General features: G+C 70.7%; 15 protein-coding genes. 10 read left to right on the forward strand and 5 right to left on the reverse strand.

Annotated elements, in window-relative coordinates; genetic code table 11:
• The first annotated feature begins 10 nt into the window (after nucleotides 1-10).
• The 4 genes from nuoL (at nucleotide 11) to recQ (ending at nucleotide 7,280) form a co-directional block, all read left to right on the forward strand.
• Nucleotides 11-1,906 carry an NADH-quinone oxidoreductase subunit L gene (gene nuoL / locus ACFYY1_RS06535; RefSeq protein WP_388581757.1) on the forward strand — a complete coding sequence of 632 codons (1,896 nt, stop codon included), beginning with the start codon at nucleotides 11-13 and terminating at the stop codon, nucleotides 1,904-1,906.
• A 5-nt stretch (nucleotides 1,907-1,911) separates the two neighbouring features.
• The gene (locus tag ACFYY1_RS06540; RefSeq protein WP_376310334.1) at nucleotides 1,912-3,483 is read left to right on the forward strand and encodes an NADH-quinone oxidoreductase subunit M; all 1,572 of its coding nucleotides are present in this window, start codon (nucleotides 1,912-1,914) and stop codon (nucleotides 3,481-3,483) included.
• Nucleotides 3,480-5,144: an NADH-quinone oxidoreductase subunit NuoN gene (gene nuoN, locus ACFYY1_RS06545; RefSeq protein WP_266730485.1), complete on the forward strand. Its 1,665-nt coding sequence runs from the start codon at nucleotides 3,480-3,482 to the stop codon at nucleotides 5,142-5,144. The genes ACFYY1_RS06540 and nuoN overlap by 4 nt, the downstream gene beginning before the upstream one ends.
• Before the next feature lie 141 nt (nucleotides 5,145-5,285).
• A complete protein-coding gene (gene recQ, locus ACFYY1_RS06550) occupies nucleotides 5,286-7,280 on the forward strand; it encodes a DNA helicase RecQ (protein ID WP_388581760.1) in 1,995 nt (664 codons plus the stop codon).
• Between the two features lie 31 nt (nucleotides 7,281-7,311).
• Here the strand turns inward: recQ and ACFYY1_RS06555 are convergent, their stop codons facing one another.
• The 4 genes from ACFYY1_RS06555 to ACFYY1_RS06570 form a co-directional block, all read right to left on the reverse strand.
• Complete coding sequence (locus ACFYY1_RS06555; RefSeq protein ID WP_388581762.1) at nucleotides 7,312-7,920, reverse strand: Uma2 family endonuclease; 609 nt, start codon at nucleotides 7,918-7,920, stop codon at nucleotides 7,312-7,314.
• Nucleotides 7,921-8,060: 140 nt separating this feature from the next.
• The gene (gene fahA, locus ACFYY1_RS06560) at nucleotides 8,061-9,290 is read right to left on the reverse strand and encodes a fumarylacetoacetase (protein ID WP_388581765.1); all 1,230 of its coding nucleotides are present in this window, start codon (nucleotides 9,288-9,290) and stop codon (nucleotides 8,061-8,063) included.
• Nucleotides 9,291-9,485: 195 nt separating this feature from the next.
• Nucleotides 9,486-11,480, reverse strand: coding sequence for a CocE/NonD family hydrolase (locus ACFYY1_RS06565; protein WP_388581766.1), 1,995 nt, complete (start codon nucleotides 11,478-11,480; stop codon nucleotides 9,486-9,488).
• A 19-nt stretch (nucleotides 11,481-11,499) separates the two neighbouring features.
• Nucleotides 11,500-12,915 carry a peptide MFS transporter gene (locus ACFYY1_RS06570; protein ID WP_388581769.1) on the reverse strand — a complete coding sequence of 472 codons (1,416 nt, stop codon included), beginning with the start codon at nucleotides 12,913-12,915 and terminating at the stop codon, nucleotides 11,500-11,502.
• Between the two features lie 240 nt (nucleotides 12,916-13,155).
• On the opposite strand from ACFYY1_RS06570, the gene ACFYY1_RS06575 reads away from it, so the two are divergent.
• The 6 genes from ACFYY1_RS06575 (at nucleotide 13,156) to ACFYY1_RS06600 (ending at nucleotide 19,093) form a co-directional block, all read left to right on the forward strand.
• Nucleotides 13,156-14,166, forward strand: a complete 1,011-nt coding sequence (locus ACFYY1_RS06575; protein ID WP_388581772.1) for a polyprenyl synthetase family protein — start codon at nucleotides 13,156-13,158, stop codon at nucleotides 14,164-14,166.
• 249 nt (nucleotides 14,167-14,415) lie between these two features.
• Entirely contained in the window at nucleotides 14,416-15,717 is a 1,302-nt protein-coding gene (locus ACFYY1_RS06580; RefSeq protein WP_388581775.1) for an outer membrane lipoprotein carrier protein LolA, read from the forward strand.
• Nucleotides 15,718-15,884: 167 nt separating this feature from the next.
• Entirely contained in the window at nucleotides 15,885-16,868 is a 984-nt protein-coding gene (locus ACFYY1_RS06585) for an ATP-binding cassette domain-containing protein (protein ID WP_388581778.1), read from the forward strand.
• Nucleotides 16,855-17,742: an ABC transporter permease gene (locus ACFYY1_RS06590; protein WP_388581781.1), complete on the forward strand. Its 888-nt coding sequence runs from the start codon at nucleotides 16,855-16,857 to the stop codon at nucleotides 17,740-17,742. Before ACFYY1_RS06585 ends, ACFYY1_RS06590 begins: the two co-directional genes overlap by 14 nt.
• A 269-nt stretch (nucleotides 17,743-18,011) precedes the next feature.
• Nucleotides 18,012-18,605, forward strand: coding sequence for a TetR/AcrR family transcriptional regulator (locus tag ACFYY1_RS06595; RefSeq protein ID WP_388581784.1), 594 nt, complete (start codon nucleotides 18,012-18,014; stop codon nucleotides 18,603-18,605).
• A gap of 41 nt (nucleotides 18,606-18,646) precedes the next feature.
• A complete protein-coding gene (locus ACFYY1_RS06600) occupies nucleotides 18,647-19,093 on the forward strand; it encodes a hypothetical protein (protein ID WP_388581787.1) in 447 nt (148 codons plus the stop codon).
• A gap of 25 nt (nucleotides 19,094-19,118) precedes the next feature.
• On the opposite strand, the gene ACFYY1_RS06605 is transcribed toward ACFYY1_RS06600, so the two are convergent.
• Complete coding sequence (locus ACFYY1_RS06605) at nucleotides 19,119-19,925, reverse strand: HAD family hydrolase (protein WP_388581790.1); 807 nt, start codon at nucleotides 19,923-19,925, stop codon at nucleotides 19,119-19,121.
• Between the last annotated feature and the right edge of the window lie 52 nt (nucleotides 19,926-19,977).

Here is a 19,977-nt window from a genome sequence, read left to right on the forward strand (position 1 = left end):
ACGTTGAATCGTGGAGAACCTGATCGCGCTGCTTGTCGCGGCGCCTCTGCTCGGAGCGGCGGTCCTGCTCTGCGGCGGCCGACGGCTGGACCGCGCCGGACACTGGATCGGCACCCTGCTCGCCGCCGTGTCGTTCGTCATCGGTGCCGTGCTCTTCCTCGACATGCTGGGGAAGGGCGCGGAGGACCGGGCGCTGCACCAGAAGCTGTTCAGCTGGATCCCGGTCGAGGGCTTCCAGGCCGATGTGGCCTTCCAGCTCGACCAGTTGTCGATGACCTTCGTGCTGCTGATCACCGGTGTGGGCACCCTGATCCACATCTACTCGATCGGCTACATGGAGCACGACGAGCGCCGGCGCCGCTTCTTCGGCTATCTGAATCTGTTCCTCGCGGCGATGCTGATCCTGGTCATCGCCGACAACTACCTGCTGCTGTACGTCGGGTGGGAGGGCGTCGGTCTGGCGTCGTACCTGCTCATCGGCTTCTGGCAGCACAAGCCCAGCGCGGCCACGGCCGCCAAGAAGGCGTTCCTGGTCAACCGCGTCGGTGACATGGGCCTGTCGATCGCGATCATGCTGATGTTCACCACCTTCGGCACCTTCGCCTTCGGCCCCGTCCTCGAAGCGACGGGGGAGACGAGCGAGGGCAAGCTGACGGCGATCGGCCTGATGCTGCTGCTCGCGGCCTGCGGCAAGTCGGCGCAGGTGCCGCTGCAGTCCTGGCTCGGTGACGCGATGGAGGGCCCGACCCCGGTCTCGGCCCTCATCCACGCCGCGACCATGGTGACCGCGGGTGTCTACCTCATCGTCAGGTCCGGCGCGATCTTCAACGCCGCGCCGGACGCGCAGCTGGTCGTCGTGGTCGTCGGAGCGGTCACGCTGCTCTTCGGTGCGATCGTCGGTTGCGCGAAGGACGACATCAAGAAGGCCCTCGCCGGGTCGACGATGTCGCAGATCGGCTACATGATCCTGGCGGCCGGGCTCGGCCCGATCGGCTACGTCTTCGCGATCATGCACCTGGTGACGCACGGCTTCTTCAAGGCCGGGCTCTTCCTCGGCGCCGGTTCGGTCATGCACGGCATGAACGACGAGGTCGACATGCGGAAGTTCGGCGGCCTGCGGAAGTACATGCCGGTCACCTTCATCACCTTCGGCCTCGGCTACCTCGCGATCATCGGCTTCCCCGGCCTGTCCGGCTTCTTCTCCAAGGACAAGATCATCGAGGCGGCCTTCGCCAAGGGCGGCACCGAGGGCTGGATCCTCGGCTCGGTGGCCCTGCTGGGCGCCGCGATCACCGCGTTCTACATGACGCGCGTGATGCTGCTGACGTTCTTCGGCGAGAAGCGCTGGCAGCCCGACGCCGAGGGCCACGAGCCGCATCCGCACGAGTCCCCGAAGTCGATGACCATCCCCATGATCATCCTGGCGTTCGGTTCGGTCTTCGCCGGCGGCTTCTTCTCCATCGGCGACCGCTTCCTCAACTGGCTGGAGCCGGTCACCGGCCACAGCCACGGACACGCCCCGGTCAGCGCCACGACGGTCACCGCCGCCACCATGGTGGTGCTCGTCATCGGCGTCGCCATCGCCTGGGCGATGTACGGACGCAAGCCCGTGCCGGTCGTCGCCCCGCGCGGCTCGCTGCTCACCCGGGCCGCCCGCCGCGACCTCCTCCAGGACGACTTCAACCACGTGGTCCTGGTCCGCGGCGGCGAGCACCTCACCCGCTCCCTGGTGTACGTCGACCACACCCTGGTCGACGGCGTCGTCAACGGCACGGCGGCCTCGATGGGCGGGCTCTCCGGCCGGCTGCGCAAGCTGCAGAACGGCTACGCCCGCACCTACGCGGTCTCGATGTTCGGCGGTACGGCGGTTCTCATCGCCGCGACCCTGCTGATGAGGGCGGTCTGATCACCATGTCCTTTCCCCTCCTGACAGCGACGGCGGCGCTCCCGGCGATCGGTGCGGTCGCCACCGCCGCCGTCCCGGCCGCCCGGCGCACCACCGCCAAATGGCTGGCGCTGCTCTTCTCGCTGGCCACACTCGTGCTGGCGGGCATCGCGCTCGCCCGCTTCGAGCCCGGCGGCGACCGCTACCAGCTCACCGAGTCGCACGCCTGGATCAAGGACTTCGGCGTCCGGTACGAACTGGGCGTGGACGGCATCGGGGTGGCGCTCATGGCGCTCACCGCCCTGCTCATCCCCTTCGTCATCCTGGCCGGCTGGCACGACGCCGACCCCCTGGAGACCAAGTCCTCGCGCTGGCGCCCGACCCAGGGCTTCTTCGCCCTGATCCTGATGGTCGAAGCGATGGTGATCCTCTCCTTCGAGGCCACCGACGTCTTCCTCTTCTACATCCTCTTCGAAGCCATGCTCATCCCGATGTACTTCCTCATCGGCGGCTTCGGGGACCGGGCGCACACCGGCAGCGACGAGAACGCGGCGGCGCAACGCTCGTACGCCGCAGTGAAGTTCCTGCTCTACAACCTGGTCGGCGGGCTCATCATGCTGGCCGCCGTGATCGGGCTCTACGTGGTCGCGGGGACGTTCTCGCTCTCCGAGATCGCCGAGGCCCGCGCGAACGGCTCGCTCTCCATGGCGACCAGCACCGAGCGCTGGCTCTTCCTCGGGTTCTTCTTCGCCTTCGCGGTGAAGGCCCCGCTGTGGCCGCTGCACACCTGGCTGCCCAACGCGATGGGCGAGGCGACCTCCCCGGTCGCCGTCCTGATCACCGCGGTCGTCGACAAGGTCGGCACCTTCGCGATGCTCCGCTTCTGCCTCCAGCTCTTCCCGGAGGCCAGCAAGTGGGCGACGCCGGTGATCGTCGTCCTGGCGCTGATCAGCATCGTGTACGGGGCGCTGCTCGCCGTCGGCCAGCGCGACATCAAGCGCCTGATCGCCTACGCGTCGATCTCGCACTTCGGCTTCATCATCCTGGGCATCTTCGCGATGACCAGCCAGGGCCAGTCCGGCGCCACGCTCTACATGGTCAACCACGGGATCTCGACCGCCGCGCTGATGCTGGTGGCGGGCTTCCTGATCACCCGGCGCGGTTCGCGGCTCATCGCCGACTACGGCGGGGTGCAGAAGGTGGCGCCGATCCTGGCCGGCACCTTCCTGATCGGTGGTCTGGCCACCCTGTCGCTGCCCGGACTCGCCCCGTTCGTCAGCGAGTTCCTGGTTCTGGTCGGCACGTTCAGCGCGTACCCGGCGGCGGGCATCGTCGCCACGACCGGCATCGTGCTCGCCGCGCTCTACGTCCTCGTCCTCTACCAGCGGACGATGACGGGCCCGGTGAAGGCCGAGGTCCAGGGCATGGCGGACCTCAAGGTCCGGGAGCTGGTGGTGGTCCTCCCGCTGATCGCGCTGCTGCTCTTCCTGGGGGTCTATCCGAAGCCGCTGACGGAGATCGTCAACCCGGCGGTGCAGCACACCATGTCGGACGTCCAGAAGAAGGACCCCCAGCCTGAGGTGGAGGCCGCCAAGTGAGCGCAACAGCTGTCCACAGCTTGTGGACAATGGCGGGCGGGGTGACATCGGCCGCCCCGGTCGAGAAGTTCAAGGCCCCGGTCATCGAGTACACCCAGCTCGCCCCGGTCCTCATTGTGATCGGTGTCGCCGTCGTGGGCGTACTCGTCGAGGCCTTCGTGCCGCGCCGGGCCCGTTACTACACGCAGGTCTTCCTCACGGTCGTCGCGCTGGCCGCCGCGTTCGCCGCGGTCGTCGGACTGGCGGCCGGCGGATACGGCACGACGAAGGCGCACATCGCCGCGATGGGCGCCATCGCGATCGACGGGCCGACGCTGTTCCTGCAGGGCACCATCCTGCTGACCTCGCTGGTCGCCGTCTTCACCTTCGCCGAGCGGCGGCTCGACCCGGCAGCGCACGGCAAGCACGTCGACTCCTTCGCCGCCCAGGCCGCCTCGGTCCCCGGCAGCGACAGCGAGAAGGCCGCGGTCAAGGCCGGGTTCACCACCACCGAGGTCTTCCCGCTGGTCCTCTTCTCGGTGGCCGGGATGCTCGTCTTCCCCGCGGCCAACGATCTGCTGACGCTCTTCGTGGCCCTGGAGGTCTTCTCCCTCCCGCTGTACCTCCTGTGCGCCGTCGCCCGCCGCAAGCGGCTGATGTCGCAGGAGGCCGCGGTGAAGTACTTCCTGCTCGGCGCCTTCTCCTCGGCGTTCCTGCTCTTCGGGATCGCCCTGCTCTACGGGTACGCGGGCTCCGTCTCGTACGCGGCGATCGCGAACGTGGTCGACGGCTCCGTCACCCGGATCGACCCGGCGCTCGCCGACACCATGGGCAACGACGCGCTGCTCCTGATCGGCGGCGCGATGATCCTGACCGGCCTGCTCTTCAAGGTCGGCGCCGTCCCGTTCCACATGTGGACCCCGGACGTCTACCAGGGTGCCCCGACGCCGGTCACCGGCTTCATGGCCGCCGCCACCAAGGTCGCCGCGTTCGGCGCGCTGCTGCGTCTGCTGTACGTGGTGCTGCCGGGCCTCGCCTGGGACTGGCGTCCGGTCATGTGGGCCGTCGCGATCGTCACGATGCTGGGCGGTGCGATCGTCGCCATCACCCAGACCGACATCAAGCGGCTGCTGGCCTACTCCTCGATCGCCCACGCCGGATTCATCCTCGCCGGTGTGATCGCCACGACCCCCGACGGCATCTCGTCGGTCCTCTTCTACCTGGGCGCGTACTCCTTCGTGACCGTCGGCGCGTTCGCCGTCGTCACCCTGGTGCGCGACGCGGGCGGCGAGGCCACGCACCTGTCGAAGTGGGCCGGGCTCGGCCGCCGCTCGCCGCTGGTCGCCGCCGTCTTCGCGGTGTTCCTGCTGGCCTTCGCCGGTATCCCGCTCACCTCCGGGTTCTCCGGAAAGTTCGCCGTGTTCAAGGCGGCGGCGGACGGTGGCGCGGGCGGACTGGTCGTGGTCGGTGTGATCTCCTCGGCGATCGCCGCGTTCTTCTACATCCGGGTCATCGTGCTGATGTTCTTCAGCGAGCCGAAGGCGGACGGCCCCACGGTCGCCGTCCCGTCCCCGCTGACGATGACGACGATCGCGGTGGGAGTCGCGGTCACCCTGGTGCTGGGCCTGGCCCCGCAGTACTTCCTGGACCTGGCGAGCCAGGCCGGAGTCTTCGTGAGGTAGCGCACTTCCACGCAGCAGCGACCGCCGCCGGACGGGCTTGAGAAGTCAAGCCCGTCCGGCGTTGTCGTACGCGGCGCCTATCGTGGCAGGGGACGGCGGCAACACGGACGACAAAGCGGGACGGACCCGGGGGACAGAGCGATGGGCACGACGGGCGGGACCATGGATGTGACCGAGAGCGACGCACGGCGGACGCTGCACAAGGTATTCGGGTACGAGGCGTTCCGCGGTGAGCAGGAAGCGATCGTCGACCATGTGGTGGCGGGCGGCGACGCCGTCGTGCTCATGCCGACCGGTGGCGGCAAGTCCCTCTGCTACCAGATCCCCGCCCTGGTCAGAGCGGGTACGGGCATCGTGATCTCGCCGCTGATCGCCCTGATGCAGGACCAGGTGGACGCGCTGCGCGCGCTCGGCGTGCGGGCCGGCTTCATCAACTCCACGCAGGACTTCGACGAGCGCCGCTCGATGGAGGCCCAGTTCGTCGCCGGTGAGCTCGACCTGCTCTACCTGGCGCCGGAGCGGCTCCGCCTGGATTCCACGCTCGCACTGCTCTCGCGCGCCGAGATCTCCGTCTTCGCGATCGACGAGGCGCACTGCGTGGCCCAGTGGGGCCACGACTTCCGCCCGGACTACCTGACCCTCTCCGTCCTCGGTGAGCGCTGGCCCGACGTACCGCGCATCGCCCTGACGGCGACCGCGACCGACGCCACGCACCAGGAGATCACCCAGCGTCTGGGCATGCCCGACGCCAAGCACTTCGTCGCCAGCTTCGACCGGCCCAACATCCAGTACCGGATCGTGCCGAAGGCCGACCCGAAGAAGCAGCTGCTCTCCTTCCTCAAGGACGAGCACACCGGGGACGCGGGCATCGTCTACTGCCTCTCGCGCAACTCGACCGAGAAGACCGCCGAGTACCTCTGCCGCAACGGCATCGAGGCCGTCCCGTACCACGCGGGGCTCGACGCGGGCACGCGCGCCGTCCACCAGTCCCGGTTCCTGCGCGAGGAGGGCCTGGTCGTCGTCGCGACCATCGCCTTCGGCATGGGCATCGACAAGCCGGACGTACGCTTCGTCGCCCACCTCGACCTGCCGAAGTCCGTCGAGGGCTACTACCAGGAGACCGGCCGCGCCGGTCGTGACGGGCAGCCGTCCACGGCCTGGATGGCGTACGGGCTCCAGGACGTCGTCCAGCAGCGCAAGCTGATCCAGGGCGGCGAGGGCGACGAGGCGTTCCGCCGCCGGGCGGCCTCCCATCTCGACTCGATGCTCGCGCTGTGCGAGACGGTCCGCTGCCGCCGAGCCCAGCTCCTGACGTACTTCGGCCAGGAGCCCACGGCGGCGGACTGCGGCAACTGCGACACCTGCCTCACCCCGCCCGAGAGCTGGGACGGCACGGTGGCCGCGCAGAAACTGCTGTCGACCGTGGTGCGGCTGAAGCGGGAGCGCGGGCAGAAGTTCGGTGCCGGCCAGATCATCGACATCCTGCTCGGCCGCAAGACCGCCAAGGTCATCCAGTTCGACCACGACCAGCTCTCGGTGTTCGGCATCGGCGAGGAGCTGGCCGAGGCCGAATGGCGCGGCGTCGTACGGCAGTTGCTCGCCCAGGGGCTGCTCGCGGTCGAGGGCGAGTACGGCACGCTGGTGCTCACGGAGGAGAGCGGCTCCGTGCTCGGCCGGCAGCGCGAGGTGCTGCTCCGCAAGGAGGCACCCAAGCCCGCGTCGCGTTCCACGAAGGCCGAACGCAAGTCGAAGTCCCAGGCGGCCGCCGCCGATCTGGCCCCCGAGGCCGTCCCGGTCTTCGAGGCGCTGCGGGCCTGGCGGGGCGCCCAGGCGAAGGAGCTGGGTGTTCCGGCGTATGTCATCTTCCACGACGCGACCCTGCGCGAGATCGCCACGGTGCGGCCGGACTCGGTGTCCGGGCTGGGCGGGATCAGCGGCCTGGGCGAGAAGAAGCTGGCGACGTACGGGGAGGGGGTGCTGGAGGTGCTGGCGTCGTTCGGCGAGGCGGGGTCGGGGGCGGCGGCCTCGGCCCCGGTCCCGGCCCCGGCCCCGGCTTTGAAAGTCGTACCGGCCCCGGCGGTCACGGCTTCGGACCCCGAGTTCGGCTGGGACGAGGAGCCGCCCGAGTACGAGTGAGCGGTGCGGGCGGGCGGCGCTGCGGACCGGCCTACTGCGGGTCCGCACCCCGGCGGCGCGCGGTGATCGCGGTGAGATCGAGATCGACGGGGAAGGGGACGGATACCTTCATCCGGTCGTGGAAGATACCGGTCGAGGTGTAGGCCCCGGTCGACGGCTCCAGTTCGAAGACGTAGACCACCGCCCGGCCGTCGTGGTTCTCCACCCGCCAGTAGTGGGGGATCTTCGCCCGCGCGTACTTCACGGGCTTGGTCTCCCGGTCCCGGGTCAGGGATTCCGGGGAGACGACCTCAATGGCCAGCTGCACGGACTCAGCGGGGAAGCGGGTCTGGTTCGGGTCCTGGATGATCTCGCCGTCCACGACGATCACATCGGGTTCGGGCCGGTTGTAGCGGTCGATGTCGATGGTGAACTCGCGCACGACTTCGAATTCGTGCGGTGCCAGCGACTGCAGCTGCCAGTTGAAGAAGTCGACCGCCCGCGAATGGAACAGGGTCTGCGGACTCACGAAAACAAGGCTCCCGTCGATCAGCTCCGTGTGCGGAGGCAGATTCGGGAGTGTGTCCAGGTCATCGGCGGTCCAGCCGCCCACGGGCGGAACCGCCCACCTCGGCTCGGGGGCCTCGGGTTCGACGCTCATCAGTGCTCCCATGCACGGAGTCTCGCGGGTCTGTCCAGCGTATCCGCCGGGAACCGGTTCCGAACCGCGCGAACAGGTGAACCAATCGGGTGCTGTTGACGGCCGGACCTCTCGGGGGCGCGGCCGTCAACGAGCGGGCGTCAGGCCGACGGAACGATCCGTCCCGTGACCTCGCCGAGCCCCACCCGGGTGCCGTCCGGCCCCGGCGCCCAGGCGGTCATCGTCACTGTGTCGCCGTCCTCCAGGAAGGTGCGCTTGCCGTCCGGGAGGTCCAGCGGGTCGCGGCCGTTCCAGGTCAGCTCCAGGAGGGAGCCGCGCTGGCCGGGCTCGGCGCCGCTGACCGTGCCGGAGCCGTACAGGTCGCCGGTGCGCAGCGACGCCCCGTTCACCGTCATCTGGGCCAGCATCTGGGCCGCCGTCCAGTACATCGTGGCGAACGGCGGCTCGGCGACGACCTGGCCGTTGATCGCGACGGAGATCCGCAGGTCGAGGCCGCCGTCCTCGTCCTCGTCGGCGTCCTCCAGATAGGGAAGCAGCGGGAAGTCGCGGGCCGGGGGCGCGATGCGGGCCGACTCCAGGGCCTCCAGCGGTGTCACCCAGGCCGATACGGAGGTGGCGAAGGACTTGCCGAGGAACGGGCCGAGCGGGACGTACTCCCAGGCCTGGATGTCCCGCGCCGACCAGTCGTTGAGCAGGCAGAGCCCGAAGACGTGGTCGCGGAAGTCGCCGAGCGGGACCGGGCGGCCTTGTTCGGAGCCCACGCCGACGACGAAGCCGACCTCGGCCTCGATGTCCAGCTTCACGGAGGGGCCGAAGACCGGGGCCGCATCGGTCGGCGCCTTGCGCTGGCCGGAGGGGCGCACCACGTCCGTGCCCGAGACGACGACGGTGCCGGACCGGCCGTGGTAACCGATCGGAAGGTGCTTCCAGTTGGGCGTCAGCGCCTCGGCGTTCGGCCGGAAGATCTGCCCGACGTTGGTGGCGTGGTTCTCGCTGGCGTAGAAGTCGACGTAGTCCGCGACCGCGTACGGCAGATGGAGCGTCACGGAGTCGACGGGGTGCAGCAGCGGTTCGATGTCCGGGCGGTGGGCCGGGACCGTCACCCACGCGGTCAGCGCCCGCCTGACGTCCCGCCAGGCGGTGCGGCCGGCCGACAGCAGCGCCGTCAGGTCCGGCTGCGCGAGGAGCTGCGCGTAGGGCGAGCCGAGCGCGTGGGCCGCGGCTCCGGCGTCCAGTACGTGGTTGCCGATGCGGACGCCGACCCGGCGGTCCTCGGGGTGATCGGGGGTGGAGAACACTCCGTAGGGAAGGTTGTGCGGACCGAAGGGGTCGCCCTCGGCCAGATCGAGCGGGCTGCTCTGCTCGGGCATGTGTTGCTGCCTCGCTTTCCAGGTCGCTTGGGGGACACGTTACGTCGCCGCCGCCCTCTCGCGGGAGTGTCCCAACCGCCCCTGATGCCCGGAAAGTTCCGCCGTGCCCCGGGCGCGCGAGGCGCGGCGACGGGCGTCCGGGGCACGGCGGCGGCAGTGGCCCGGGGCACGGCGACGGCAGTGGCCCGGGTCCGGTCAGCCGGCCGTGCGCGGGATCCGCTTCTCCCAGGTCCGGTGGAAGACGACCTCGCCGCCCTCCTTGCAGACCACCTCGTCGGAGGTGATGAAGTCGGTGTCGTCCGCACCGATCTCGGAGCGGGTCTCGATCCGTACGTCCCACGCCATCTCCGGCCGGTGCAGCCGGATCGCCCAGTCGGAGCGGGTGCGTGCGGAGAGCGGGTCGTTCTCCTGGATCGTGTACGTCTCCAGCGCGTCCTCGGTGAACTCCAGGCCGTCCGGGTAGACGCGGGTGCCGCCGTAGCGCGGGTCGACCTCCAGCCGCCATTCGCCCTTGGCGACGTCGCGGACCACCAGCCGCTCCGGGCGCTGTTCGTCGAGTGTCACCGGGTACACGACACCGAGCGGCTCCGACTGCTCCGGCTCCTCGAACCGGATCGCGGGGTCCGCCACGGACCGGCGCACCGGCAGTTCGACGAGGCTGCCGTCGGCGTCCAGGGTGAAGCCCACCGCCCCGGCCTGCGGCCAGATCCACGGCCAGTACGAGGAGGAGACCGCGAGCCTGATCCGGTGGCCGGGCGGGAAGGTGTGCCCGATGCCGTTCAGCTCGAAGGTCACGTCCTCGGTGGCGCCCACCGGCCAGTCCTCCGCGCGGTCGCGGCCGTGGCGGGCGGACAGGTTGAGCGCGCCCCGGGTGACCAGCGTGGAGGAGCCGTCCGGCGCGACGTCGCAGAGCCGGGCGATCGCCTGGCCGCGCGGCGTGTCCATCCGGATCCGCAGCTTCACCCGGGGGCGGCCGAGGATCTCGATCGGCGCCTCCTGGACGGGGAACTCGAAGCAGACCGACTTGGCGTCCTCGTCGCGCTGGTCGGGCGGCAGGTCGGCGTCGTTGCCGAACGGGAAGAAGCGTCCGGCGTCCAGCCCGGTCTGCTGCGGCGAGTCGACGATCTGCGGCCCGCCGCCGAGCGCGTACGCGACCGGCGTGACGTTCGGGGACGGCCAGCTGTCCTCACCGACCCAGCGGCCCGGCAGCGTCTCGTACACCGTGGCGGGACGGTGCGACTCGCTGATCCAGGCCCGCAGCAACGGCTCGGCCATGACGCCGGTGTCCTTCTCCTTCAGGTGCTGGTCCCACCAGCGCAGCGTCTCCTGGAGGAAGCCGATCGACGGCCCCGGCGGCAGACCGCGGTCCGGGTACTGGTGCGACCAGGGCCCGATCAGCCCGCGGACCCGGCCGGGGTCCAGGTGCTCGACGAGCCGCAGCACGGTGTCGCGGTACGGGTCGTGCCAGCCGCCCACCGCGAGGACACTGGCCCGGATCGCGGAGTAGTCCTCGCAGACGCTGCCGTGCTTCCAGTAGTCGTCGCGGGTCTGGTGGGCCAGCCAGGTGTGGATGAAGGGGTCCACGGTCTCCAGCCGCTTCAGCCACATGTCCTTCCAGCCGTCGCCGACCTGTGCCGGGTCCGGCGGCCGGGAGACGAAGGCGAGCATGGTGGCCGCCCAGGCGTGCATGTCGACGCCGAGCACCGAGCCGCCCATGTAGTGGACGTCGTTGTCGTAGCGGTCGTCGGTCGAGCAGACGGTGACGATCGCCTTCAGCGGCTCGGGGGCCAGCGCGGCGATCTGGAGCGAGTTGAAGCCGCCCCACGAGATGCCGAACATGCCGACCCGGCCGGAGCACCACGGCTGCCGGGCCAGCCAGTGGATGACGGCCACGCCGTCGGCCAGCTCCGTCGCGTCGTACTCGTCGCCCGGCAGCCCCTCGCTGTTGCCGTGTCCGCGCACGTCCACCCGGACGGAGGCGTAGCCGTGGCCCGCGTACCAGGGGTGGCGCTGCCAGTCCCGCGGCGCCGTCCAGTCGCTCAGCCGGTAGGGCAGGTACTCCAGGAGTGCGGGCACCGGCTCGTCGGTGACGGGCCGCCAGATCCGGGCGTACAGGTGGGTGCCGTCCGGCAGCGGGATGCGGACGTCCTCGTGGGTGGTGTCGTACGGGAACGTGGTGCGGATGCGCATGGGGTACCTCAGCGGAGCCTCAGTGGACGGGGTGCATGGTGCGCTTGAGCCAGGGTGCGGCGGCGATGACGGCCACACCGGCCACCACCGCGATCGCGCCGTTGACGCCGAAGTAGGCGGGGTTGGAGACCTCGCCGTACAACTTCACGACCTGTGCCTGGATGCCGTTGGCGAGGGCCAGCGAGAGGAACCAGAGCGCCATCGTCTGGCTGGCGAACGCCTTGGGGGCGAGCTTGGTGGTCGCGGACATGCCGGAGGTCTCCAGCAGGATGTCGCCGAGCCCCAGCAGCAGGTACGAGCCGACGATCCACCAGGCGGCCATCTTGTAGGTGTCACCGGTGTGCCCGGAGGTCGGCAGCACCATCAGCAGGAAGGACAGCCCGCCGAGGATCACCCCGATCGCGATCTTGTTGGAGGCGTGCGGCTGACGCGGGCCCATCCGGGCCCAGACGGCGGCGACCACCGGGGCGAGCGCGACCTCGAAGGCGCCGAGTGCGGAGGCGTACCAGCTCGCCGGGAAGTGGAAGCCGAAGATCTCGGTACGCGCGTTGGTCGACGCGAGCAGCATCATCGTCGAGTACGCCTGGAAGAGGATGAAGTTGAAGACGACGGAGGCCAGGAACAGCACCACGTACGGGCGCAGCCTGCCGCGTTCCTCCGAGGTGACCTGCGGACTGCGGAACATCACCGCGAAGTAGACGACCGGTGCGATCACCGAGATCAGGGTGAGCAGGTCGACGAAGCGGTCCATGGTCAGCCAGCCCGCCAGGGCGAGCGCGGTGGCGAGGGCGGCGACCACGACGGCGCCGGCCACGATCAGCCGAATGGCGCGGCGCATGGGTGCCGGTGCGAGGGCGAATTCGGCGCTGTGCTTTCGCCCGGCCAGGTGACGCCGGCCCAGTACGTACTGGATCAGCCCGAGCGTCATGCCGAAGGCGGCGGCCGAGAAGCCCCAGTGCCAGCTCGCGTGGTCCCCGAGCCAGCCGGTGACCAGCGGGCCGAGGAACGCCCCGATGTTGATGCCCATGTAGTAGAGGGCGAAGCCGGCGTCGCGGCGCTCGTCGTCGGTGCGGTAGAGCTTGCCGACCATGGTCGCCACATTGGGCTTGAGCAGACCGGTTCCGGCGCTGATCAGCCCGAGGCCGACCCACGTCATGGTGTCGGTGGGCACCGCCATGGCGTAATGCCCGCAGGCGATGAGGATTCCGCCGTACAGGACGGCGCGGTAGGAGCCGAGGATCCGGTCGGCCAGCCAGCCTCCCGCGACGGAGACCAGGTAGACCAGGGTGCCGTAGGCGGCCGAGACGGAGGCCGCGGTGCCCGGCTCCATGCCCATGCCGCCGCGGGCGACGGTGTCGGCGAAGTAGAGGACCAGGATCGCCTGCATGCCGAGGAACGAGAACCGTTCCCAGACCTCCAGGCCGGACAGGGTCATCAGCCCTCGTGGCTGGCCGAAAAACGCATGGTCGTCTTCGGGCGGCGGCTGACTCGGTTCGGTATCGGTGGCCGTGTGGGACAAAGGGGTGACTCCTGATCGTATGAGCTGATCCCGAACATACCGGCGGTGGCGGGAAGGCGCCCACGTTGATCCAAAGGGGACCGGATACGCTGACTTGAGTGATGACAGCGACACATCGACATTCCGTGTGATCGTCAGCAGACAGGAGATCCCCTCGTGACCGTCGTCGGGCCGTTCGGGCTGAGCGTGCGGGACCAGGCACTTGAGGCCGATGTCCAGGCCGGGTTGGCTGCTGTCGAGTCCGGGCTGCTCGACGCCACCAAGAGCGGCGTGCCCTTCATCACGGAGGCCGCGCAGCATCTCGTACGCGCCGGGGGCAAGCGTTTCCGGCCGCTGCTGGCGATGCTGGCCGCCCAGTTCGGTGACCCGGACGCGCCGGGCGTCGTGCCTGCCGCCGTCGTCGTCGAGCTGACGCACCTCGCGACGCTCTACCACGACGACGTGATGGACGAGGCGGACGTGCGGCGCGGCGTGGACAGCGCCAACAGCCGCTGGGGCAACTCGGTGGCCGTGCTGACCGGCGACTTCCTCTTCGCCCGCGCCTCGCACATACTGGCCGACCTCGGCCCGGAGGCCGTACGCATCCAGGCGGAGGCGTTCGAGCGGCTGGTCACCGGCCAGATCCTGGAGACCGCGGGGCCGGGCGAAGACCGCGACCCGGTCGAGCACTACCTCGAAGTGATGCGCGGCAAGACCGGCTCGCTGATCGCGGTGGCCTGCCGGTTCGGCGCGATGATGGCCGGCGCGGACGAGTCCGCGGTCGACATCCTCACGCAGTACGGGGAGCGGCTCGGCGTCGCCTTCCAGCTCGCCGACGACGTGCTCGACATCGCGTCCGACTCCCACGAGTCCGGCAAGACCCCCGGCACCGATCTGCGCGAGGGCATCCCGACGCTCCCCGTCCTCCACCTGCGGGCGCAGGCGGCGGCCGACGGGAAGCCGGACGACCTGGAGCTCGTCGAGCTGCTCGACGGCGACCTCGGCGACGACGCCCGGCACGCCGAGGCGCTGCGCAGGCTGCGCGCCCACCCGGCGCTGGAGCAGGCCAAGCGGGACACCGTCCGGTACGCGGAGGAGGCGCGCGCGACGCTGACGCCGCTGCCCGAGGGCTACGCGAAGTCCGCGCTGCGGGAGCTGTGCGACGCGGTGGTGCACCGCGCGGGCTGATCCGTCTCCTCGGTGTCCCCTGCCGGTGGTGTCCCCTGCCGGTGGTGTCCCCTACTGGACGGGGGAGCGAACGCCGCGCGGTGTCATACCGAAGAGGTACGCGGAGTTGCTCCCGGGGGCTGACGCCTCCGTGCCCCCGGTTTGGTCAGATGGAGAACAACCACTCCTGACCAAACCGGGTGAGAATGGCGGCACGGAGTGGACGAGTGCAACCGGACGGAAGCCGCCGACCACGGAGGTAGGGCACAGATGGCACCGAACGACAGCGCAGAGACCAATGGCGGGACCAGGGGCACCGCCGCCGGCCGCCGCAAGGCGGCGCGCTACATCGTCCCGGTCGCGGTGGCGGGTGTCGCGGCCGCGACGATCGGGCTCGTCCCGGCGCTCGCGAGCAGCGGCGACCCCGATCTGCCGAAGATCAGCGCACAGCAACTCATCGAGAAGATCGCCGCTTCGGACACCGAGCAGCTCTCCGGCACGGTGAAGATCAGCACGGACCTCGGCATCCCCTCGCTCGGCGGCCTGGCCGGATCCTTCGCGCCGGGAGGCGCGGGAGGCGACGGCGGCAAGGGCGGCAAGGGCGGTTCGAGCGCCGACCCGCAGGAGCGGATGACGGAGCTGGCATCCGGCACGCACACCCTGCGGATCGCCGCCGACGGCCCCGACAAGCAGCGGCTGTCGATCCTGGACAACGCGTCCGAGTACAGCCTGATCCACAACGGCGACCAGGTCTGGGCGTACGACAGCAAGTCCGACCAGGCGTACCACGCCACCGGGAAGCAGGCGGGCGAGGACGCCGGCCGGGACGCCGGGAAGAAGTCCGGGCACCCCGTTCCCGAGGGCGTGCCCACCACCCCGAAGGCACTCGCCGAGCAGGTGCTGAAGGCTGCCGGTCCCACCACGTCGGTGACGGTCGACGGCACCGCGCAGGTCGCCGGGCGCGACGCGTACAAGCTGGTGGTGAAGCCCAGGCAGAGCGGCTCCACGATCGGTTCGGTCACGGTCGCGGTCGACGCGAAGAGCGGCGTGCCGCTGAAGTTCACGCTGCTTCCGGCCGCCGGTGGCAAGGCCGTTGTCGACGCCGGGTTCACCGAGGTCGACTTCGCGAAGCCGGACGCCTCCCTGTTCACCTTCACCCCGCCCAAGGGCACCGAGGTGACCGAGGCCGACGACGCCAAGGCGCAGCACAAGGCCGACCAGGGCCTCGGTGACCTGATCCCGGGCGCCGACGCGGCGCAGTCGGGCGCCGGGAAGCCGGGTGCCGGGGAGCCGGGAGCCCAGAACACGAAGGTCATCGGCGAGGGCTGGAGCGCGATCGCCGAGATCACCACCCCCGGTGCCACCGGACTCCCCTCGAAGGCGTCGGGCGATGTCCCGGCCGAGGCCCAGCAGTTCATGGACGCGCTGGGCGACAAGGTCACCGGCAAGTTCGGTTCGGGCACGGTCTTCAAGACCCGCCTGGTCAATGCCCTGCTGACGGACGACGGCAAGGTGTACGTCGGCGCGGTCACGAAGGACGCGCTGGTCAAGGCGGCGAACAGCGCCTCCTGACGCCGGGGCGCGCCGCGCTTTCCCGCACCGCCGACCGCCCCGCCGTACGCTCCGTACGGCGGGGCGGTCCGCCCTCGCCCGTCCGCCGTCCCGGGGCCGGACCGGCCCCGAAGGGCCCGGCCCCGGTCCGCCGGACGGGAGCCCTGCCCGACCCATGGGGAGTACGCATGACAGAGTCCCGGACCGTCCTCGAACCGACGGCGGTCACCGAGCCCGGGGCCGTGATCGAGACCCGGGGCCTCACCAAGCGCTACCGCGGCGGCCAACTCGCCGTCGACGGCCTCGACCTCAGCGTCCCCGGCGGCAGCATCTTCGGCTTCCTCGGCCCCAACGGCTCGGGCAAGACCACCACCATCCGGATGCTGATGGGCCTCATCGAGGCCACGTCCGGCACCGCCCGGCTGCTGGGCCGGCCCATGCCGGCCGCCGCCCGCACCGTGCTTCCGCAGGTCGGCGCGCTGATCGAGGGGCCCGCGCTGTACGGGTTCCTGAGCGGCCGGGACAACCTGCTGCGCTACGACTCCGCCGACCCCACCGCCGATCCGCGCACCCGCCGGGCCCGGGTGGACCAGGCCCTGGACCGGGTCGGGCTGGCCGCGGCGGCCGGGAAGAAGGCCAGGGCGTACTCGCTCGGCATGAAACAGCGCCTCGGCCTCGCCGCCGCCCTGCTCCAGCCGCGCCGGCTGCTCGTGCTCGACGAGCCGACCAACGGCCTGGACCCGCAGGGCATGCGGGAGATCCGCACCCTGGTCAGGGAACTGGCGGCGGACGGCACCACCGTCTTCCTCTCCTCGCACCTCCTCGACGAGATCGAGCAGGTCTGCACGCACGCCGCCGTGATGGCCAGGGGCCGGCTGATCACCCAGGGCCCGGTCGCCGAACTCGCCGCGGGTGCCCGGGGCCGGCTGGCCGTCACCACCCCCGACCCGGGCGACGCGGCCCGGGTCCTCAAGGAACTGGGCGTCACCGGGATCGCGGTCGACGGCGACCGGGTGAGCGCCGAGGCCCCGCCGGGCGACGTCGAACTCGCCGACCTCAGCGCGGCGCTGGTGCACGCCGGCGTACGGCTGAGGTCCTTCGGCGTCGAACGGGCCTCGTTGGAGGACGCCTTTGTCGCACTCACCGGAGAGGGTTTCGATGTCGCAGGCTGAAGCCGCAGTCGCCGGGGCGGGCAGGGCACCGAGCCCGCTGTGGGCCTTCGGGCTCCTGCGCTCCGAACTGACCACCACACTCCGCCGCTGGCGCACCCTCGCCCTGCTCGGGGTGCTGGCCGCCGTGCCCGTACTGATCGGCATCGCGGTGCGGATCGAGACGAACGACGGCTCCTCGCCCGGACCGGGCGGCGGCGGGGGAGGCCCGGCGTTCCTCTCCCAGATCACCAACAACGGGCTCTTCCTGGTCTTCGCCGCCCTCGCCGTGACCCTCCCGGTCTTCCTGCCGATGGCCGTCGGGGTCGTGGCGGGCGACTCGGTCGCGGGCGAGGCGAACGCCGGAACGCTGCGCTACCTGCTGGTCGCCCCGGCCGGCCGGACCAGGCTGCTGCTGACGAAGTACGCCTCGGTGCTGGTGTTCTGCCTGGTCGCGACCCTGGTCGTGGCCCTGTCCGCGCTCGTCGTGGGCTCGCTGCTCTTCCCCGTGGGAGAGGTCACCACCATCTCGGGGACCCGGATCGGCTTCGGCGAGGGGCTGCTGCGGGCCGGGCTGATCGCGGTGGTCGTCGCGGCGTCACTGACCGGGTTCGCGGCGATCGGCCTGTTCGTCTCGACCCTCACCGGCAGCGGCATCGCGGCCATGGCGGCCACGGTCGGGTTGCTGATCACCGTGCAGATCGTGGACGGCATCCCGCAGTTGAGCGCCCTGCACCCGTATCTCTTCCCGCACTACTGGATGTCGTACGCGGATCTGCTGCGCGCCCCCGTCTACTGGGACGAAGTGGTCAAGAACCTGGGGCTTCAGGGCTTGTACGCGGCGGTGTTCGGCTCGGCGGCCTGGGCCCGGTTCACGGCGAAGGACATCACCGCCTGACGCGCGGGGCTTTCTGACGCCCGGGGTCTTCCTGACGCATGGGGTTTCCCTGACACACGAGGTTTCCCTGACGCAAGGGGTGCAACGCCCGCCCGTGCCGTCGGCCGGGCGAGCCGTCCCCCGATCGGCTCGTCGCGGCACGAACGGCACGAACGGTGCGAATTGCGGAACGACGCGACACGGCACGTTCCGTTTCTGCCTGAGTATTGTTCGACCTCTGGCGACAGGCTGTCAACAAGAGCCGGTTCAAGCCCCCTTATGCTCACCGAATGATCACATCGCCGAGTTCACTGCGCCGCAGCGAGAGATCACGGAGGGCGACCCTGGAGGCCGCTCTCGAACTGTGCACGGAGAAGGGGTACGGCCGCGTCACCGTCGAAGCCATCGCGGCCAGAGCGGGTGTCAGCAAGAAGACGATCTACCGCTGGTGGCCGTCGAAGAGTGCGGTGATCCTGGAGGCGTTCGCCGACGCGCTGGTCGGCACGACGCCGTTCGCCGACACCGGCGACATAGCCGCCGATCTCCGGACCAATCTGGCGGGCGCGGTGCGGCTCATCAACACACCGCCCTTCGGCCCCGCGTACGCCGGGATCCTCTCCGAGATGCACCACGACGCCGAACTCGCGCGGACCGTCCGGGCGAAGCTGGTCGACCCCCGCTTCGACGAGGCGGTCGCCCGTCTGCGCCGGGCCCAGGAGCAGGGGCAGATCCCGCCGGACGCGAATCTTCCGCTGATGGTGGAGATGCTGTACGGCCCGATGTACTACCGGCATGTCCTGCGCAAGCCGGTGCACGACGAGGAGGAGATCGCGGCCCTGGTCGCGCATGTGCTGCGGGCGATCGGGGTGCCGCCGGAGCCGTGAGGGCGGGGCGACTGTCGGAGGGGCGTGCGAGCATGCGGCGTATGGGAAACCTGTACGACTACTTCAGCGCACCGGACGACCCGACGGCCCTGGCCGCCTTCGATCAGGGCATCGAGGAGACCGGCCTCCCCGCGCTCCCGGTCAAGGGGATCGACCCGTGCGTGCAGTTGGGCCGGGCCGAGAGCATGCTCACCGGCACCCCGTACGACGACGTCACCTCGCTCCCGCGCTTCAACCGGCTGCTCAGCTCCCCGGAGGACGAGTCCCGCTGGCTGGTCACGCTCACCGACGAGCTGCGCGACGCCCTCGCGGCCGCGAGACCCGGCGGGTTCGACGCGGTGGCCGAAACCTGGTCGCACATCGAGGAGTTCGCGGGCGATGCCCCGCCCGACGAGCTGGCCGACTTCCTGGACATGCTGGCGGGCCTGGCCGAGCAGGCGCGCGCCCACCACGAGCCGCACCGGCTCTACTGCCTGATGTCGCTCTGACGCTCCATCGGCCGGCCAGGACCGCTCAGCCGAACACCCGCTCCAGCACGTCGGCGACCCCGTCGTCCTCGTTCGACGCCGTCACCTCGTCCGCCGCCGCCCGCAGCTCCGGATGGGCGTCGGCCATGGCCACGCCGTAGCCGGCGGCACGGAACATCGGCAGGTCGTTGGGCATGTCCCCGAAGGCGATCGCGGAGCGCGCGGCAATCCCCAGGTACTCGGCGGCCAGCGCCATCCCCGTCCCCTTGTCGACGCCGAACGGCTGGAGTTCGACCGTGCCGGGGCCGGAGAGCGTGACGCCGGCGAGATCGCCGACGGCTTCGCGGACCGCCGCGGCCAGCGCGTCGTCCCCGAGCTCCGGGTGCCGGACGAGCACCTTCACCACGGGCCGGGACCACAACTCGTGCCGGTGCCGGGTCCGTTGGGCGGGGAGCGTCGGATGGGGCATCGCGAAGCCCGGCTCGATCAGGGTCCGCCCCTCGGCCCCGTCCTGGTCCACCGCCGCGAAGACCGGCCCCACCTGGGCCTCGATCTTGCCGAGCGCGGTGTCGGCGGCCTCCCGGTCCAGGGTGAGCGCGTGCACCAGCCGCCCGGACCCGGCGTCGTACAACTGCGTTCCCTGCCCGCACACCGCCGGCCCCCGGTAGCCCAGCCCGTCGAGCAGGCCGCGTATCGCGGGCACGGGACGCCCCGTGACCACGAGATGCCGGGCCCCGGCGCGGGCGGCCAGGGCGAGCGCGGCGCGGGTGCGGGGGCTCACGGAGTCGTCACGGTGCAGCAGGGTGCCGTCCAGGTCGGTGGCGACGAGGGCATATGCGGGTGGCTTGGGCATGGCCCAAGCCTAGGAGTGCCCGGCAAGTGGGGCCGGACGGGCGTGCGTTGAC

Source organism: Streptomyces sp. NPDC001890, from assembly GCF_042891445.1.
Classification (GTDB): domain Bacteria; phylum Actinomycetota; class Actinomycetes; order Streptomycetales; family Streptomycetaceae; genus Streptomyces.

Excerpts from the sequence above, each read along its gene's own strand:
- ACFYY1_RS06540 (WP_376310334.1), top strand. The coding sequence starts at position 1,912 with ATGTCCTTTCCCCTCCTGACAGCGACGGCGGCGCTCCCGGCGATCGGT.
- recQ (WP_388581760.1), top strand. The coding sequence starts at position 5,286 with ATGGGCACGACGGGCGGGACCATGGATGTGACCGAGAGCGACGCACGG.
- ACFYY1_RS06555 (WP_388581762.1), bottom strand. The coding sequence starts at position 7,920 with ATGAGCGTCGAACCCGAGGCCCCCGAGCCGAGGTGGGCGGTTCCGCCC.
- fahA (WP_388581765.1), bottom strand. The coding sequence starts at position 9,290 with ATGCCCGAGCAGAGCAGCCCGCTCGATCTGGCCGAGGGCGACCCCTTC.
- ACFYY1_RS06565 (WP_388581766.1), bottom strand. The coding sequence starts at position 11,480 with ATGCGCATCCGCACCACGTTCCCGTACGACACCACCCACGAGGACGTC.
- ACFYY1_RS06570 (WP_388581769.1), bottom strand. The coding sequence starts at position 12,915 with ATGACCCTGTCCGGCCTGGAGGTCTGGGAACGGTTCTCGTTCCTCGGC.
- ACFYY1_RS06580 (WP_388581775.1), top strand. The coding sequence starts at position 14,416 with ATGGCACCGAACGACAGCGCAGAGACCAATGGCGGGACCAGGGGCACC.
- ACFYY1_RS06585 (WP_388581778.1), top strand. The coding sequence starts at position 15,885 with ATGACAGAGTCCCGGACCGTCCTCGAACCGACGGCGGTCACCGAGCCC.
- ACFYY1_RS06590 (WP_388581781.1), top strand. The coding sequence starts at position 16,855 with ATGTCGCAGGCTGAAGCCGCAGTCGCCGGGGCGGGCAGGGCACCGAGC.
- ACFYY1_RS06595 (WP_388581784.1), top strand. The coding sequence starts at position 18,012 with ATGATCACATCGCCGAGTTCACTGCGCCGCAGCGAGAGATCACGGAGG.
- ACFYY1_RS06600 (WP_388581787.1), top strand. The coding sequence starts at position 18,647 with ATGGGAAACCTGTACGACTACTTCAGCGCACCGGACGACCCGACGGCC.
- ACFYY1_RS06605 (WP_388581790.1), bottom strand. The coding sequence starts at position 19,925 with ATGCCCAAGCCACCCGCATATGCCCTCGTCGCCACCGACCTGGACGGC.